15 protein-coding genes are annotated in these 17,239 nt (G+C 33.8%); 8 read left to right on the top strand and 7 right to left on the bottom strand.

Going from position 1 to position 17,239, the window contains the following annotated elements; translation table 11 throughout:
• The first annotated feature begins 126 nt into the window (after positions 1–126).
• Entirely contained in the window at positions 127–1,602 is a 1,476-nt protein-coding gene (locus AAA453_RS00180) for a Mur ligase family protein (protein WP_427705545.1), read from the top strand.
• Positions 1,603–1,795: 193 nt separating this feature from the next.
• Here AAA453_RS00180 and isaB read toward each other — a convergent pair whose 3' ends face one another.
• On the bottom strand, positions 1,796–2,695 hold the full coding sequence (gene isaB, locus AAA453_RS00175; RefSeq protein ID WP_427705543.1) for an immunodominant staphylococcal antigen IsaB family protein: 900 nt from the start codon (positions 2,693–2,695) through the stop codon (positions 1,796–1,798).
• 294 nt (positions 2,696–2,989) lie between these two features.
• The gene (locus AAA453_RS00170) at positions 2,990–3,583 is read right to left on the bottom strand and encodes a histidine phosphatase family protein (RefSeq protein ID WP_427705540.1); all 594 of its coding nucleotides are present in this window, start codon (positions 3,581–3,583) and stop codon (positions 2,990–2,992) included.
• Between the two features lie 269 nt (positions 3,584–3,852).
• Here AAA453_RS00170 and AAA453_RS00165 point away from each other — a divergent pair, with 269 nt between their 5' ends.
• On the top strand, positions 3,853–5,067 hold the full coding sequence (locus AAA453_RS00165) for a CynX/NimT family MFS transporter (RefSeq protein ID WP_427705537.1): 1,215 nt from the start codon (positions 3,853–3,855) through the stop codon (positions 5,065–5,067).
• A gap of 96 nt (positions 5,068–5,163) precedes the next feature.
• Here the strand turns inward: AAA453_RS00165 and AAA453_RS00160 are convergent, their stop codons facing one another.
• Entirely contained in the window at positions 5,164–5,766 is a 603-nt protein-coding gene (locus AAA453_RS00160) for a poly-gamma-glutamate hydrolase family protein (protein WP_427705534.1), read from the bottom strand.
• Between the two features lie 442 nt (positions 5,767–6,208).
• On the opposite strand from AAA453_RS00160, the gene AAA453_RS00155 reads away from it, so the two are divergent.
• Together AAA453_RS00155 and AAA453_RS00150 are read left to right on the top strand one after the other, a co-directional pair.
• Positions 6,209–6,742 carry a hypothetical protein gene (locus tag AAA453_RS00155; protein ID WP_069816739.1) on the top strand — a complete coding sequence of 178 codons (534 nt, stop codon included), beginning with the start codon at positions 6,209–6,211 and terminating at the stop codon, positions 6,740–6,742.
• A gap of 187 nt (positions 6,743–6,929) precedes the next feature.
• Positions 6,930–7,667 carry an alpha/beta hydrolase gene (locus AAA453_RS00150; protein WP_069816742.1) on the top strand — a complete coding sequence of 246 codons (738 nt, stop codon included), beginning with the start codon at positions 6,930–6,932 and terminating at the stop codon, positions 7,665–7,667.
• Between the two features lie 112 nt (positions 7,668–7,779).
• Here AAA453_RS00150 and AAA453_RS00145 read toward each other — a convergent pair whose 3' ends face one another.
• The gene (locus AAA453_RS00145) at positions 7,780–8,151 is read right to left on the bottom strand and encodes an iron chaperone (protein ID WP_427705531.1); all 372 of its coding nucleotides are present in this window, start codon (positions 8,149–8,151) and stop codon (positions 7,780–7,782) included.
• 129 nt (positions 8,152–8,280) lie between these two features.
• A complete protein-coding gene (brnQ, locus tag AAA453_RS00140; RefSeq protein WP_427705528.1) occupies positions 8,281–9,585 on the bottom strand; it encodes a branched-chain amino acid transport system II carrier protein in 1,305 nt (434 codons plus the stop codon).
• A gap of 297 nt (positions 9,586–9,882) precedes the next feature.
• Between brnQ and AAA453_RS00135 the strand changes: the two genes are divergently transcribed.
• The gene (locus AAA453_RS00135) at positions 9,883–11,214 is read left to right on the top strand and encodes a sodium-dependent transporter (RefSeq protein ID WP_176721543.1); all 1,332 of its coding nucleotides are present in this window, start codon (positions 9,883–9,885) and stop codon (positions 11,212–11,214) included.
• Positions 11,215–11,608: 394 nt separating this feature from the next.
• Here AAA453_RS00135 and ilvD read toward each other — a convergent pair whose 3' ends face one another.
• Positions 11,609–13,309: a dihydroxy-acid dehydratase gene (gene ilvD / locus AAA453_RS00130; protein ID WP_069816750.1), complete on the bottom strand. Its 1,701-nt coding sequence runs from the start codon at positions 13,307–13,309 to the stop codon at positions 11,609–11,611.
• A 478-nt stretch (positions 13,310–13,787) separates the two neighbouring features.
• Between ilvD and AAA453_RS00125 the strand changes: the two genes are divergently transcribed.
• Both AAA453_RS00125 and AAA453_RS00120 read left to right on the top strand, forming a co-directional pair.
• Positions 13,788–14,573, top strand: a complete 786-nt coding sequence (locus tag AAA453_RS00125; RefSeq protein WP_427705525.1) for an arylamine N-acetyltransferase family protein — start codon at positions 13,788–13,790, stop codon at positions 14,571–14,573.
• A 160-nt stretch (positions 14,574–14,733) separates the two neighbouring features.
• Entirely contained in the window at positions 14,734–15,705 is a 972-nt protein-coding gene (locus AAA453_RS00120) for a LysM peptidoglycan-binding domain-containing protein (protein WP_069816754.1), read from the top strand.
• 156 nt (positions 15,706–15,861) lie between these two features.
• Here AAA453_RS00120 and AAA453_RS00115 read toward each other — a convergent pair whose 3' ends face one another.
• Positions 15,862–16,131, bottom strand: a complete 270-nt coding sequence (locus AAA453_RS00115) for a hypothetical protein (protein ID WP_069826426.1) — start codon at positions 16,129–16,131, stop codon at positions 15,862–15,864.
• Positions 16,132–16,339: 208 nt separating this feature from the next.
• Here AAA453_RS00115 and AAA453_RS00110 point away from each other — a divergent pair, with 208 nt between their 5' ends.
• A complete protein-coding gene (locus AAA453_RS00110; RefSeq protein ID WP_285324213.1) occupies positions 16,340–17,191 on the top strand; it encodes a GNAT family N-acetyltransferase in 852 nt (283 codons plus the stop codon).
• Positions 17,192–17,239 lie beyond the last annotated feature (48 nt).

Raw genomic sequence — 17,239 nt, 5'->3', positions numbered from 1 at the left:
ATGATTTTGAAAGGATCACAAATTAATGTGATCCTTTTCTTTGGTTTATACGTATACTTTATAATTACTTTTTTAATATGCATATTTAAGTATTATAAAATAAACGATAAATGTTGGGTGAATATAATGAAAATAACTGTTGAAGACATATTATTAACAATTGGAGAAAATATAGTTAAGCGTTCATTAAGCGTAAAAGTGAAGACAGATAAGACCTGTAAAAAAATTACGTCAATGTATCAAGATATTCAGCAAGATACAATATTTATGTTGAAGCGTTCGGACAATACGGTTTATTATGCGGAACGTGCAAATGAAATGAAACCATTGATAATGATTACAGATGCGTCTCCGTCTACATTTAAAGATTTCGAATTTAATATGCCCGTTATTTATATCAATGATTTTCCTGAAGTGGCTAATCAATTAGTGAAGTTATACTATGAAGGCGCCATTGACGCTTTAAATTTTATTGCAGTGACGGGCACAAACGGTAAAACAACAACCTGTCATATGATTGGGAATTTATTAACACAGTTAGGTAAAAAAGTAGCTATCATTGGTACGATGGGCGTGTTCGATAGTCATTATAACAAAATGAAATTTAACCATACGACGCAAACGACGCCGATGTATTTTGAAATGGGAGAAATCATAGATTATTTTTATCGTGAAAATTATGATTATATTGTTTATGAAGCAACCTCTATTGCTTTAGAACAAAGGCGCATAGACTTCATTCAAAATGAGTTAGCAGTATTTACTAACTTTAGTCCGGAACATCTTGAATATCATGGCACAATGGAAAAATATTTAAATGCTAAGTTAAAATTGAATGATTTAAGTAAGGTGAATTTAGTGAATTGGGACACGCTTGAATATAGAACCATAGCAAAAGATGATTTATATTTTTCAAATCAAGAAGAAACATATTATCAATATCATGCGAAAAATAATCATATTGATATTGTCATCGATGGAGTAAAGTATCGTGTTCATCCTACTTTTCAGGGAGGCCATAACTACATTAATTTAGCGACGAGTATGTTTGCATTGCATAAAATAGGTTTTGATATTGAAGACATTATTCAAGCAGCTCATGTAATTGGTTCACCTTTACATCGTTTTCAAATTATTAATATAGGTGCATATACGATTATTTTAGATTTTGCGCATACAGCTTTAGCAGTTAGAGAATCAGTAAACAATGCTTTAGACTATACAGACAGTATAGGTAAAAAATTAAATACGATGATTACTGGTATAGGCTTAAGAGGTTTTGATAAAATTGCTTTGACTGTCGATGAGCTTCCTGATGGGGTGCATAAGTTGATGTTGGCTGCAGAGCAAGTAGGGTATGTAGATCCTAAACTTATCATCAAATTTATGAATCAACATTTACCTGATTGTTATAAAAAGCGTGTTGTTTTAAATGGATGTTCGAGAAAAGAAGGTATACGAGAGCTGCTATATGCCACAGATAGCAATAATGAGGTTATCCTACTTACTGGCATTAATGAACCACAGAACTTTAAAGGGAGTAAGTATGAACACGATGACCAATCATATATAGAGGAAATACTACAAATGGATGTTATTTAACTGAATTGGCTGTGTTGTTGCGTACACTTTCTATGGGCACATCCTCACCTTGTAGTCTTTGGTGAGTGTTTTTTCCATTGGAGTCGGTCTTATAAACTGCTATCATTTCGTAATTATTAATATAACCACATTATAATTTATTATATAAAGCACAAAAAAGGACCTATAATCAGGTCCTTTTTGTTATTGCTTATTAACTTATCATCACTTTCATTAAAAAGCCTTGTTCGTCGAAGTGTGCTGTATACATACCATGATTTGTTTTATAAGTTATATATGAGCCGTTTTCTGTTTGTCCTTCGTCAGACATGTGGTTAGACATATGTGCTTTTTTGAACATTGCTTTGCTTACTGTATCTGCTTTAGTATTAAAAGTGATATTAACGACTTGACCATCTTTATTCATATCAACCATTGTGTCATTCACTTTTTTGCTTGTAGCTACATCTTTATCGTTTGTTGCAGTGTTAACTTTGTATCCGTCAATCATTACATTATCGTATTTTAATGCTCTTACAAAATCATAATCTTGAGTAAAATGGCCATCATATGTTGTGTAGCCTGTGTAATTATAATATGGCATCATAGCTTCTTCCATGTTACCCTTCATCATATTACCTTGCATGTCGTTCATGCCTTGATCCATGGCCATATCGTTGTGATTCATATTGCCTTGCATGTCGTTCATGCCTTGATCCATGGCCATATCGTTGTGATTCATATTACCTTGCATGTCGTTCATGCCTTGATCCATGGCCATATCGTTGTGATTCATATTGCCTTGCATGTCGTTCATGCCTTGATCCATAGCCATATCGTTGTGATTCATATTACCTTGCATGTCGTTCATGCCTTGATCCATGTCCATATCGTTGTGATTCATATTACCTTGCATGTCGTTCATGCCTTGATCCATAGCCATATCGTTTTCCATTGGCATGGCTTGTTGTTGCATATTGTTGTTCATGTTATTTTCTTGAGGATTCATTGTATCTGCATGTGCAGTGTTATTTCCAATTACGCCATTTCCTGCTCCTACTAAAAATCCTGTAGCTGCGACTGTTGATGATAATACTAATAATTTTTTATTCATAATGCTTCACCCCTATTTTAAAATTTTAAAGTAATTCATGTTGTCTAACCTTAATTCTTATGAGATTTTATCTACCAAATTAAATCCCAAATAAGCTTACACAACTAGCCCCCTTTTTTAATTTCACTCAATAAATATACGTTTTCTTTTTAGATAGAGTTCACATTTTACAAAGTTTCTTCTGATTATTTTTAAAACGCTCTATTTATTCAATCTACTTACTGCTCTAAAGTATTGTCATAGAGCTGTATAACAAAAAAACGGTTAATCATAACAAAAAGTTATAATTAACCGTTACTTTTTCCCTAGTGAAGAATGCGATGGTAAGTGTGCCGCTTCATTATAATTTAAAATTGTGGCTTGCTCGTTCGTTAGTTTAAGTGTACTTAGACTGCCATTAGACAATCTCGGCGAATCAGTGCTAATTTCTCCATTAGAATAGTAAGAAAATACTGCTTTAATAAATGCGCCATGAGAAACAATTAGGATTTTTTGATCTTTGTATTGTTCTATAAGTGAATTTATCCCATTAAGAAAGCGATTTGTTACGAGGTGTGCTTGTTCTTTGTTTGGGTAAAGTCGATCGGGATATAACGCTGTACGTTCTTCTGTTGATAATCCCTCAGCATCACCGAATGAAATTTCAATAAAAGCCTCCATTTCTATTAAAGGTATAGTAAGTTGTTGCTGAATAATTTCAGCTGTCTTTTTTGCTCTCGCTAATGGGCTCGTGATGATAATATCCCATTCTGAATGATTTAGAAATTGGCTGCATGCTTCTGCTTGTTTAATGCCTGTATGGTTTAAAGGTACGTCTGTACGACCTTGTAATTTCCCTGCTGTATTCCAATCTGTTTCTCCGTGTCTGATAAAACAAATTTCCGTCATTGATATCAACCTTTATTGTAGTTTTTTTAATTTGAAATCATATCATTACTCCATGTATCTTATAGATTAGTTTCTCATGTATCTATCAATTTTACAAAAGTAGTTTTGCAATTAAAAATTTAGCATCTTTAAATTTACTCAGTATTGTAGTAACGTAATTAGCAATAGTATAAATAGGTCACTATAATATTTTTTATTAATTAGGTAAATTGAATGATATGGAATATATAAAACTTTAAAATTAATTTATTGTAGAAAGGTGGTATAAGATGTCGGAACTTTATCGTACACACAGAATTAATGAGCATTGGGGCGTCATTATAGCTATTGTTTTTATCGCCTCTACCTTAAGAGCACCACTTACTTCTGTAGGTCCTGTAGTCGAAGAGATTAAACAGGTGATGGAAATTGGTAATAGTGTAACGGGTATTTTGACTACGATACCACTGATTATCTTTGCGATTGTATCGCCACTCGTATCTAAAGTTACGTCACGCTTAACGATGTCGCGGACGATATTTTATTCTACGATATTATTGATTATTGCGCTGCTTTTACGTATCGCTGGTGATTTTAATCTGTTTATTATAGGAACGTTATTGTTGGGTATTGCGATTGCATTTGGAAATGTCGTCTTGCCAAGTTATGTTAAATGGTATTTTCCAATGCAAATTGGATTAGCAACAGGTATTTATAGCGGAACGATGAATTTCACGGCGGGTTTAGGTGGGGGACTAAGCTTCCCCTTATCTGAAATGTCACCTATAGGATTCAGATTGTCCTTATCATTTTGGATTATCTTTGGTGTCATTGCTTTATTACTGTGGATACCCAAAGCGCGTACTGGCGCCAAATTGGAGCAAGAGACAGTGGACCAATCGAAACTAGAGCCTTCTAAAAAAGTGAATGTTGTAAAGTCTAAATTAGCGTGGATGGTCGCATTGACGATGGGATTTCAGTCGATGGTGTTCTATACGATGGTGGCATGGGTGCCTTCAATTCTCATAGATAGAGGGTTAGAACCAACCACAGCAGGCTATCTATTAATGTTAAATCAATTCTCTCAAGTTCCTATGACTTTTATATTTCCGATTGTTGCTTCTAAGTTGAAAGACCAACGCATTTTAGTCGTGATTATTACAGTATTATTCTTAATCGGATTTAGTCTGTTCTTTACACAATCGCTCGTGTTGCTAATCATCGGTATTGTGATTGCAGGTTTAGCGATGGGCGCATGTTTCAGTTTGTGTATGACATTCTTCTCGATTCGTGCACATACAAGTGAGGGTAGTATTTCTCTCTCAGGGTTTGGACAATCTGTCGGTTATTTAATTGCTGCAATTGGACCATTCCTAATTGGTTATCTATATGATGCGACTGGAAGTTGGAATTCAGGTATTGTTGCATTAATCATTATGTCGATTTTAATCTTTATTTTTGGCTATCCAGCCGCTAAAAATAAAGTGGTTGAAGATGAGACGTAATAAAATTCGGAAAATAAATGATAAAAAACGCAGTCGTTTGAGTTAAAAAAGCGACTGCGTTTTTATATTAGCTTAAAGTAGCATTTTCAATAAAAATTATTCGTGTTCATGTATTGCTGTTTGTATTGCTTGAGCAAAGTCATACATTGCAAAGCTCCAATTACTTTGATCTTGCCTAGAATTCATGGTTAGATCTTGGTTGTTAAAGAAGGATTGTCGTAGTCCAGTCGTTAATTCTAACTGTACACCTGCACCTTGATTATTTTTATTGGCTATATTTTCATCAGCTTCACCTTCTAAATGACTAGGTGATGTTTGTACATCAAATTCTTTAAGCTCTAATTGTTCTTCAATAGACGCTTTTAAAGCATCATCTTTGCCACCAATATAAACGATAGGCGCTTCGCCATTTGCACCATGAATCATGACGGAATTTGATACTTGTTGTTGCATATCTTCTATTATAGGTTCATCAAAGTTAACTGAAGTTACATGTAAACTTGCGTTGTTTGTTGAACGAATGCCTTGGAAGCTATAGTAATTATAAGCCCCTTTGGTAGCAGTTAGTTTTGCTACTTCAGTAGTTCCAGGTTCGATATTACCGCCATGTATTGCTGCAATAAGTGCGTTGCTTTGGTTGTTGTTATAGTTGAGCTCCCAGTCGCCACCTTCTTCAGTGTCCTCCATAAGTTCAGTCATTGACGTGTATAAATCATCGGCATAAATTGCTTTAGGGGATAAAGTTAGAAAAAAGCAAAAAGTAAAAAAACATAGAGTAGAAAATGTGGTGATTTTTAAAAATGAGGTGACTCTTTGATTAGAACTATACATACGACAACTCCTATTGATATTAAATCATATTTTATAAATATAATATTAGCATACAATTGTAAATGCTATAAAACATTTATAAAATTAAAAATATATGTTGGGTTGTAAAAAGTAAAAGTTCATTGTACAATAATTGTTCGTGCCCACGGGCATGATAACTAGAGGCAGGTCTGTAACATGCCCTTGGGCATGTTAACAGACTTCCTCTTAGTTACGAGCTGCCTTTTGGTGGCTCGTTATTTTTTTTGAGTGTAAAATATGTTACAATGCAAATCCTGCCTCTTAAATAGAATAACGGAGGTTTACAATTATGATAAATATTATTTCAGCGATTGGCTCACTTGGTACATTTATAATGGCACTGTTTTACTTTATCTCAGTCAGTGTGCAACTGTACCAAATGAAAATCAGTTTTTTACCGGCGCTCGGTTTTAATCAAATACTGATTACTAGAGACCATGATGAATTAAACTTAAGAAATACTGCTATTGATAGTGATGAAGACCAAGACTTTTTGAAATTATATAACTTAGGTGGCGGTGCTGCTAAAAATATAAAAATCGAAATCTATCTTGGTAATCAAGACATCTTACAAACAAAATATGTTAATATTTTACCTAGTAAAGAAGGTTATTTGTTACCGATTAATAAAGACGTTTATTCAGAAATTGAAAGCACAATTAAGAATAATGGTTATGAATCTGATTTAAATGTGAGGATAACTTACAAGCATAATGTAAGTAGAAAAACACAAGAAATACATTTAAACGGTAAAATTGATACTTTTAATGCGTATGATGAAAAATCAATATATGAATTACAATTCTTTAACATGAACGAATAACTAAAAACTAAGAGAAGTTATAAATGTTAATAATTCATTAAAATATCCCCTTCAAAATTAACACGTAAGCGTGTTGGATTTTGAAGGGGATATTTATTTTTAAAAAGAGTGATAGTTTATATGCTTTGTACGCATTATGAATTTGAATTACAATAAATGGTGAATCTAAATTTTGGAGTGACAAAAGATGATAAATGTTAAGGCACCAAACCCAATATTTTTGGAGAATAATGAAGCGGAACGGGCTATATTATTATTACATTCATTCACGGGTACGGTAAGAGATGTAAAATTATTAGCTACTAAATTACATAAAGCGGGTTTCACATGTTATGTTCCCGCATACAAAGGTCATGGTTTAATGTTAGACACGTTGATGGACTATGATATTGAAGATTGGTGGCAAGATGTATTAGATGGTTATCAATTTTTACAGGATAAAGGGTATTCAAGTATTGGTGTCTGCGGTATCTCATTAGGTGGTATATTATCACTCAAATTGGCAGAGCATCAACCTATAGATGCAATAGCTATTATGTCTACACCATATAGAAAAAGTGATGCTGGTCTCTCAGGTAGATTGACCTATTATGGTCAACGTATGGGAGAGTTGGTTGGTTTAGAACAATCGGAGGTAGCACAACAAATTAAAAATATTGAGCGTTATGGAGCAGGACTTAATCAGTTTCAAATCGTAGTTGAAGATGTGATGTCAAAATTAGACCGAATCACTGCTCCCATTACTATCAAATATGGTGAACAAGACGATGATGCTTATGAAACGAGTGCGCGCTATATCTATGATCATATTACGCATGAACAAAAAGAAGTGCAAGGTTATGCGCCATGCAAACATTTAATGACTTATGGTGAAGGCCATATAGAAGTAGAACAAGATGTGATTGCATTTTTCGAAGATTATTAACTTTTAAGCATGAGAAATGTTTGAGATATAAGCTTTCAGATAATTAAAATAATGGTTTCTACTGAAATATAGTAGAAACCATTATTTTATATCTTTGACTATGAAATAAATGTTAAGTTCTCCAAAATGTAGAGCAATCAGCTTTATCATCGATGTTGAATTGAATCATGTCTTTTAACAATGTGTAATCGACCTCTTGAGTCCATTTTATTCGAAATAAATTGTTCGTTTGTGAGTAACCAGCGGCATCGATACGTTCGCTAAATTCAGTCATGCATTTCGCTTCAGGTGCAATTGAAAAGTGCTGTTTTGCTTTACTAAAGCCGAGAATAAAAGTACCGTGATCTGTGAACATAGGCTGGTTCCATTTTATGGTTGTCTCAAGATTAGAAAATGTTTCTGAAATCCAATTAAAAATCTCAGTCATTGTTTTTTTGTGTTTATCATTATCTATAGTTTGTAAAAATTCATTGAAATTATCCATGTAACATCCCATCCCCTTTTAAAAATATAACTAAAATAAATTTCTTTGCATAATATCCATTTTAGCAAAACTACTTATGACAAGCCATTATACAGTGAAATAAGGAAAGTCTAGACAACGAAATCAAATTTATAACGATTTTGCTGGTTTGTTTTTTAAGAAAAAATCTATTATTAATCCAATGATAAGTAAGACTATAAAGGGTATGAGCCAACTTAATTGAATATCAGAGAGTGGTAACACTTGATATAACGCATTCAGTGGTTGGAATAATTTGAAATCATTGAGTATCTGTAACACCGAAATAATTAAAGTCACGATAGTAGGAATGATAAACGCAAATTTCATTTCAAATGGAATGAAAATACTTACTAATGAAATAAGCACCAATACAATAGATGTTGGATATATAAACGTTAACAACGGTACTGCAATTTGTAATATCAGTTCTAAACCTAACGTTGAAACTAAAAAGCCCAATAATGAAAAGATAAGTACGAAAATTTTATATGATATTTTCGGTAATTTTTTCATCGCAAAGGCCGCACATGCGTTTACTAATCCAACACAAGTAGTTAAGCAAGCTAATATAACGATGACCCCAAATAACAGATTGCCGAATGAACCGAATACACGTAACGAATTAAATGTTAAGATGCCAGTGCCATCTTTAAAGCCAGCTTGAGTGGTTGTAGCACCTACATAAGCCAGTGCAAAATAAATGACTAATAATAAAATAGCAGAGATCAAACCAGCTTTAATTACGTTTTTAACGAGTGTTTTTTGATCGGTGATGCCATTCATTTTGAAGCTTTGCACAATCACAACAGAAAAGGCTAGCGCAGCCACAAGATCCATTGTAAAGTACCCCTCTAAAATACCTGATACGAGTGGAGTTTGTGCATAATCACCACTTGCTTGGCCAATTGAACCTTCTGGATTTATGATTACTAGGATACATAAAATAGCTATAATAAGTATTAAAATTGGCGTCAGATATTTACCTAAATTATCTATAATACGATTTGGATATAATGCGATAAAATAAACAATTAGGAAAAATATGACTGAAAATACGATTAATGTAAAATGGTTATGTACTGGTAAAACATGATTTGTTCCAATTTCGTACGCAACATTTGCAGCACGTGGGATACCATATAATGCCCCGATAGATAAATAAATGAAGATCGCAAAGATTGTCCCGAAAATAGGGTGGACTTTGTTCCCGATACTTTCAACGCCGCCATTCATATAAGCAACGACGATTACTGTAAGATAAGGCAATAAGATGCCTGTTATAGCGAATCCAGTCATAGCAACCCACATATTTTCTTGAGCTGTATAACCTAACATAGGTGGAAATATTAAATTTCCTGCTCCAAAGAAAAATGAGAATAACATTAGACCAGAAATTAAGATGAGGCTGTTCATTTCTAATACCTCGATTTAAAGGAAATTTACTTGCACAAAACACAAGCAACTTTAACATATATTACTTGTTAATTCAATGAGATGTCAGATAATTTTCAATATTAAAAGTATTGTGTTTTATAAACGTCATAAAATGTTCAATGTAACAGAACGCTTTCATGTTTTGTCTTAGGTTACATAGTGCGCACTATTCAATGAAATTTATATTGAGACAATTACTGAAAAATGTTATAGTAATTGCTATGTTACTAAAACGCTTTAACGCAATGAAGTTTTCTAAAACACAAAGGATGTAAAATTATGAGTAAACAATCACAATGGAAGTCGTCGACGGGCTTCATTTTAGCAAGTGCGGGATCTGCTATAGGACTAGGAGCAATGTGGAAATTTCCATATATGGCTGGTATATATGGCGGGGGCGCATTTTTATTAATGTTTTTAATATTTACGATAGTTGTCGGACTGCCCTTATTAATGATGGAATTTACTGTTGGTAAGATGGGGAAGACTTATACAACTGTAATTTATGAAAAGTTAACAAAGAAAAAATGGCTGAACGTTATCGGATGGAACGGTAATTTAGCTGTATTCATACTATTTGGGTTTTATAGTGTGATAGGCGGTTGGATTATCATCTATATATTTAATGTTGCGCTTCAAATATTAACCCTTAACGGTGGTCAATTAGGAAATATACAGTTTGAATCTATTATTAGTAATCCTTTCTTAACGATTACTGGGCAAGGCATCTTTATATTGTTAACGATGTTTATTGTGATGATGGGCGTTGAAAAAGGTTTAGAAAAAGCCTCTAAGTTTATGATGCCACTATTATTTATCTTTTTAATTGTTATTGTTATCAAATCGTTAACACTTGAAGGGTCATTTGAAGGTTTAAAATATATTTTACAACCACGTCTAGAAGAAATTTCTATGGAGGGTGTCTTATTTGCACTTGGGCAATCCTTCTTCACATTATCATTAGGGACGACGGGCATGATTACGTACGCGAGTTATGCTTCAAAAGAGATGACGATTAAGACTTCGGCGATTTCTATTGTAGCAATGAATATACTGGTTTCAATTTTGGCAGGTTTAGCTATATTTCCTGCAATTTCAGCATTCGGCTACAGCCCAACAGAAGGGCCTGGGTTACTATTTAAAGTATTACCAAAAGTATTTGATCAAATGGCATATGGACAAGGATTTTACCTAATCTTTTTAATCTTATTCTTATTTGCAGCACTTACTTCTTCAATTTCACTATTAGAATTGAACGTTTCGAACTTCACAAAAAATGATAATGCAAAACGTAAGCCAGTTGCATTTTATGTAAGTATATTAGTGTTCGCAATCAGTATTCCAGCAACACTATCGTTTGGAAGTTTAGGTCATATACAATTTGCCGCAGGTACTATTTTTGATAATATGGACTTTTTAGTTTCGAATATATTAATGCCACTGGGAGCATTAGGAACAACACTAGTTGTTGGTCAATTATTAGATAAAAATGATTTGAAAGCACATTTTGGTAAAGATAAACTCAGATTATTTATACCTTGGTATTACCTAATTAAATTTATTTTACCTGTAGTAATTATTTTGATTTTTGTAGTGCAATTCATATAAAAATTTAATATGACTCAGTTAACACTACCAATAAGGGCCTGATATTTAATTAAATATCAGGCCCTTAAAGCAATTTTAGAGATTATTTGCCAGTGAATAAACCGATAATTTTTTTGATGATATCAATGATAAAGCTCATATAACTCACCTCGCTTTGTTTTGTTATTTTCACTTTAATATAATTGTACTTAATTTTGTTTATAATTTCTTAAATAGTAACAAATTATTCGTAAGTGTGAATAATTTGAAAAATAAAACGACAACGCATGCAAAAGTGTTTTTCACGATTCTTTTTTAAAAAATATCCGAAAATAAAAAGCATTACCATAGAGAACAGGATAAATGTTCATTATGATAATGCTTTAGTTAAAATGGATAGAAACGTTTTAATATATTAGTCTGTGATAGCGCCTTTAGAAGCAGAAGACACGAGTTTAGCATATTTTGCGAGTGTGCCTCGTGTAGCTTTTGATGGTGGCGCCTGCCATTGCTGACTACGACGTTCAAGTTCTTCATCTGATACATCAAAGCTTATTTCAAGATTTTCAGCATCGATTGTAACTGTGTCGTTTTCTTCTAATAAGGCCATTGGTCCACCTACCATTGATTCAGGAGCAGCATGTCCGATTACGAGACCATGCGAACCACCTGAGAAGCGGCCATCTGTGACTAAAGCAACAGATTCGCCTAATCCTTTACCTACTAAAATAGATGATGCGGATAACATTTCAGGCATGCCAGGTGCACCTTTAGGGCCAGCATAACGGATAACTACGACGTCGCCAGGTTTAATATCGTCATTAAGAATCGCTTTTGTCGCTTTAGATTCAGAATCGAATACACGTGCAGGTCCTTTAATATAAGTTACACTTAATCCTGAAATTTTAGCAACTGCGCCTTCTGGTGCAAGATTACCTTTTAATATAACAAGTGGTCCAGTTGCATGTTTAGGCTTATCAAAGTTAATAATTTCTTTATTATCAGTTAAGCCAGGTTCGTTTTCTAAGTTTTCGGCAACAGTTTTACCAGTTACTGTTAAGCAGTCGCCATGGATTAAGCCATTGTCATAAAGTAATTTCATTACTCCAGGAATACCACCTGCTTCATCAAGATGTGCCATAACGTATTTACCGCTTGGTCTTAAGTCAGCAATGTGTGGTACGCGTTTACGAATTTTTTCAAAATCGTCAAGTGTCAGATCTACTTCAATCGTATGTGCAATAGCTAATAAATGTAAAATAGCATTTGTAGAACCACCTAGGGCCATAACGACTGTGATTGCATTTTCAAACGCTTCTTTTGTCATGATGTCTTTAGGATAAATATCTTGTTCTAATAATTTATAAACTGCTTTTCCGGCAGCTCTACTATCTTTCATTTTGTTTGTCGATACAGCTGGATGAGAGGCACTTCCAGGTAAACTCATGCCCATCGCTTCTATAGCTGAAGACATAGTATTTGCAGTGAACATACCACCACAAGCGCCTGCGCCAGGACATGCTGCACATTCTACTTTATGTAATGCTTCTTTGTCGATTTCTCCATTATTGTACTGACCTACGCCTTCAAATGCTGAAACGGCATCTAAATCTTTGCCATCTAATTTACCAGGCATAATCGTGCCACCAAATACGAAAACAGCAGGTAAGTTAAGACGTGCAATGCCGATCATACAACCAGGCATATTCTTATCACAGCCACCGATTGCCACAACGCCATCTAAATTCTCGGCGCTTACTACAGATTCGATTGAATCAGCAATAACTTCACGACTTGGTAGTGAGAAACGCATGCCATCTGTACCCATGGAAATACCGTCAGAGACAGTGATGGTGTTGAAAATAAGTGGTGAGGCACCAGCTTCACTAATGCCTTGTTTAGATGCACGCGCTAAACCATCAATGTGCATGTTACATGGTGTTACTTCACTCCATGTACTTGCTACACCAATCATCGGTTTTTTAAAATCTTCATCTTCAAAGCCAAGTGCACGTAGATAGGAACGGTTAGGTGTACGACTTACACCTTCACTAATGACTTTGCTGCGGATACGCAAATCTTTTTTCTCTTCTGTATGTTCTGTTTCTTTAGTCAAAAAATTACCTCCATTAATAAGTCTATATTGTATGAATACTCTGAAAATTTAAAATAATCAAATGTTTTGTTCACTAAAAATATTTAATCCGTTTTTTAATGTAACCTGCATAGAAGTGTAAAATAGTTATGAATTTAAAATCACAGTGCTACATAGGGCTGTTGAGCCATTCGTAAAGCACTTTTTTTAAAATCATACTATATATGCTAAGTAAATTGAAAAGTGGTATTGAATATACACAGTATCGGTATATTTCCCTCATGTCAATATTAAAATGATTTATACAAATTATCATAACACCTATGATATGAAAGCAGCATGTGAATACTAAGTATTTATGAAACTACAACATTTTAAGGTGGAGACACAAATTACATGACGCTTTCCACAAAACAGTCTGTTTGTCTGAAGTAGATTAAGTCGGCTAAAATAGTATTGTATAAACAATAGACTATCGTGTTAGAAGGGGTAACGGTAAATGACAAACTTTAAACGATTGGAAACGTACTTAAATATTAATTCTGATTATTACAATAAAGTCGATTTAGAGACGTTGAATCATTATATTCACCAATATGTACTACATGTGCCGTTTGAAAATATTAATGTTCAAAATAAGCAACCCATCGCACTAGATGATGAAACGATGCTTCATAAAATCATTCGAGCGCATAGAGGTGGTTTTTGTTATGAACAAAATAGATTGTTTCATAGCTTTTTAAAGGAAAAAGGTTTTGACGTTTATATGATTTCTGCAACTATTAATACAGGTGAAGGATGGGCAATGGAAGGGTCTCATATGGCTTTGATTGTACGTTTAAATCAGCATAAATATCTGATCGATGTTGGTTATGCGGATGTACCTAAAAAAGCGATGCCACTTATTAAGAATCAAAATGAAGTGAGCGATGTAAATGGTACATTTCAAGTGATACATATTGATGCGGATACGATTGAAATGCAAAAGTATAAAACAGATGATTGGGAAACACAATATAGAGCAATTGATATATCTAAAACGCTCAAAGATTTTGCAGCGGGAATTGAATTTAATCAGCATCATTCAGACTCTATTTTTGTTCGAAAATTATTGGTTAGCAAAGCCAAAACATACGGCAGAGTTACATTGTCTAATGCACATTTAACGATATCAAAAAATGGAGAAGTTCAAAAAATTCCAGTAACCCAAAATAATTATCAAGCTTTACTAAGTGATTACTTTGGGATAGACGATATTCGGATTCAAACATTTGAACAGCATTAAATGAATTGATAATCATGAAGGCGTTTATATTACGAGTAGTTCTTGTTTGTAATATGAATGTCATACAAATAATATACTCACGCCCAACTTTAAGCTGTATAATAATATAGTGAGCAATGAATGATAAAATGTAAAAAGAAATATTGGGAGGTTTACATAAGTGCGTAAAAAAATAATTGCAACTGTAATAGGTACAAGCGCGATAGCGGCTGTAACTTCAGTAAATGCTGATGCTGCAACAACTTATAAAGTTAAGAGTGGGGACTCTCTGTGGTCAATAGCAAATAAATATGATATTTCAATTTCAAAATTGAAATCGTTGAATAATTTGACGTCTAACGTTATTTTTCCTAACCAAACATTGAAAGTTTCTGGTTCAACAAGTACATCAACGAATACATCATCAGGATCAACATATACAGTAAAATCTGGAGACACGTTATCAGGTATCGCTGCTAAACACGGTACGACTTACCAAAAAATCATGAACTTAAATAATTTATCAAATACTAACATTTATCCAGGACAGAAGTTGAAGGTATCGGGAACAGCTTCAACTGGTGGTTCAAGTTCATCAGGTGGGACGAGCAGTGGTAGTACAACGACATATACAGTGAAATCAGGCGATTCTTTATCAGCAATCGCTGCAAGATATGGCACGACTTACCAAAAAATCATGAGTTTAAATGGTTTATCAAATACTAATATTTATCCAGGACAGAAGTTGAAAGTTTCAGGGACAGCTTCAACTGGTGGATCAGGTTCATCAGGGTCTACAGGTTATAACACACCGATATTTAATCATTCCAATTTGTATGACTGGGGCCAATGCACATGGCACGTATTTAACAAACGTGCACAAATTGGTAAAGGCATTAGTACATATTGGTGGAATGCTAATAGTTGGGATACTGGCGCAGCAGCTGATGGTTATACAGTTGACCATAAGGCAACAGTGGGCTCTATTTTACAATCTGATCAAGGTTATTATGGTCATGTTGCATTCGTAGAATCTGTTAATTCTAACGGTAGTATTACTATTTCAGAAATGAATTACGGTGCATCACCAGGTATTGTAACTTACAGAACGATTCCTGCATCACAAGTAAGTTCATATAAATATATTCACTAATTTGAAAAGTGCTTCTGATGTATTTTAAAACGAATACGTTAGAAGCATTTTTATGTTGTTTTTTAAAAAAATTGCCAACAGAGCGCGTGTCCCTGTTGGCAGATTGATTTTATAGTAATTAGTTGTGAAAAGGTTTTTCCTAAAGAAAATGAGAGATTATGCTTCTTTACGTATAGATTGTACACGTTTAGCAGTCGTGAATAATGTGCTAGCTGCTGTGAAAGTTGAAAAAACTTTAACGAATTTACGCGGTGATTTTAATGCTGTATAAAAATCGAGTACCGCACCTGCACTTGTGATTGCCATGCTAGCGTAAAGTAATTTTTTGTTTTTTGATTGATAGGCGTACCAGTTGAAACCTTCTACGGCAATACCTACAAAATTGATTGTATTAGAAATGCGATTAATGCTTGGTTTTTTAGCCATTTTTATTGTATCCTCCATTTTGAAAGTGAATATATTGTTCAATATTATAACATTTTATGAGTTGATTGTTATGTTCCACACTGTGATGTTGCTCTAAATGAGATGTTCTCGAATAATAAAATATGATAACATAAGCGCAGTTAGTTTGAAAATGGTACGATTATTTCCGTATAAATAAAAAATTGAAATACGTTTGGAGTGCGTAGTTATGATTAAATGTGTTTGTTTAGTTGTTGAAGAAAATGACGAATTACTACTAGTACAAGCTAGAGATAGAGAGAAATATTATTTTCCAGGCGGTAAAATAGATGGTGATGAAACTTATAAGCAAGCATTACAGAGAGAGTTGAAAGAGGAACTGCAAGTTGATGTATCGGAAAACTCGCTCATTTATATGGACACAGTTATTGGAGATGCTTATCCACAGCACAATGAGCAGACAGAACTGAATTGTTTTTATACAACAGAACAAATAGATTGGTCTAATGTTGCAACTGACCAAGAAATTACAGATGTAAAATGGATTCATAAGCTAGAGTTCAATAAAATCGCACCTGCAGTAGTGACTTGGATAAATGAACAATTAGAAAATATATTTATGATTCCATATCGTGCAGAACTTGTTTCAGATATTGAAAAAATCACAATTACGTCAGGAGACCATCAATTTACTAAAACGCCAAAAGTGAATATTGAACTTGCGCAACGCGACTCGGAACGTCATCCTGTACTCGTATATAACGATGAGCAACAATGTATAGGCTTTTTTACACTCCATGAAGGTGCAGGTGTAGCGCCTTATTCATTAAATAAAAATGCAATGTTTTTTAGGTCTTTTAGTGTAGATGCACATTATCGAGGACGTGGTTATGGAAAACAAATTATTCAAGCGTTGCCAGAATATATACATCGCCACTTTCCTAATATCGATGAAATTTGCCTGGCGGTCAATGATAATAATGAAGTAGCTCAAAAATTATATCGACAGTGTCATTATAACGAAGTAGGTGAAACCTTATTAGAAGGTAGACCTGTTTATATCTTACAGCAACAAATATAATCAACTTAAAAATGCGTCATGTAAGTTAACATACAATGTTAATTTATA

The organism is Staphylococcus parequorum, assembly GCF_039237145.1.
In the GTDB taxonomy this organism is placed as follows: domain Bacteria; phylum Bacillota; class Bacilli; order Staphylococcales; family Staphylococcaceae; genus Staphylococcus; species Staphylococcus equorum_A.
The sequence above is the reverse complement of the archived record's forward strand: the minus strand, read 5'-3'. Positions and strand labels throughout refer to the sequence as shown.

Excerpts from the sequence above, each read along its gene's own strand:
- AAA453_RS00180 (WP_427705545.1), top strand. The coding sequence starts at position 127 with ATGAAAATAACTGTTGAAGACATATTATTAACAATTGGAGAAAATATA.
- isaB (WP_427705543.1), bottom strand. The coding sequence starts at position 2,695 with ATGAATAAAAAATTATTAGTATTATCATCAACAGTCGCAGCTACAGGA.
- AAA453_RS00170 (WP_427705540.1), bottom strand. The coding sequence starts at position 3,583 with ATGACGGAAATTTGTTTTATCAGACACGGAGAAACAGATTGGAATACA.
- AAA453_RS00165 (WP_427705537.1), top strand. The coding sequence starts at position 3,853 with ATGTCGGAACTTTATCGTACACACAGAATTAATGAGCATTGGGGCGTC.
- AAA453_RS00160 (WP_427705534.1), bottom strand. The coding sequence starts at position 5,766 with ATGACTGAACTTATGGAGGACACTGAAGAAGGTGGCGACTGGGAGCTC.
- AAA453_RS00155 (WP_069816739.1), top strand. The coding sequence starts at position 6,209 with ATGATAAATATTATTTCAGCGATTGGCTCACTTGGTACATTTATAATG.
- AAA453_RS00150 (WP_069816742.1), top strand. The coding sequence starts at position 6,930 with ATGATAAATGTTAAGGCACCAAACCCAATATTTTTGGAGAATAATGAA.
- AAA453_RS00145 (WP_427705531.1), bottom strand. The coding sequence starts at position 8,151 with ATGGATAATTTCAATGAATTTTTACAAACTATAGATAATGATAAACAC.
- brnQ (WP_427705528.1), bottom strand. The coding sequence starts at position 9,585 with ATGAACAGCCTCATCTTAATTTCTGGTCTAATGTTATTCTCATTTTTC.
- AAA453_RS00125 (WP_427705525.1), top strand. The coding sequence starts at position 13,788 with ATGACAAACTTTAAACGATTGGAAACGTACTTAAATATTAATTCTGAT.
- AAA453_RS00115 (WP_069826426.1), bottom strand. The coding sequence starts at position 16,131 with ATGGCTAAAAAACCAAGCATTAATCGCATTTCTAATACAATCAATTTT.
- AAA453_RS00110 (WP_285324213.1), top strand. The coding sequence starts at position 16,340 with ATGATTAAATGTGTTTGTTTAGTTGTTGAAGAAAATGACGAATTACTA.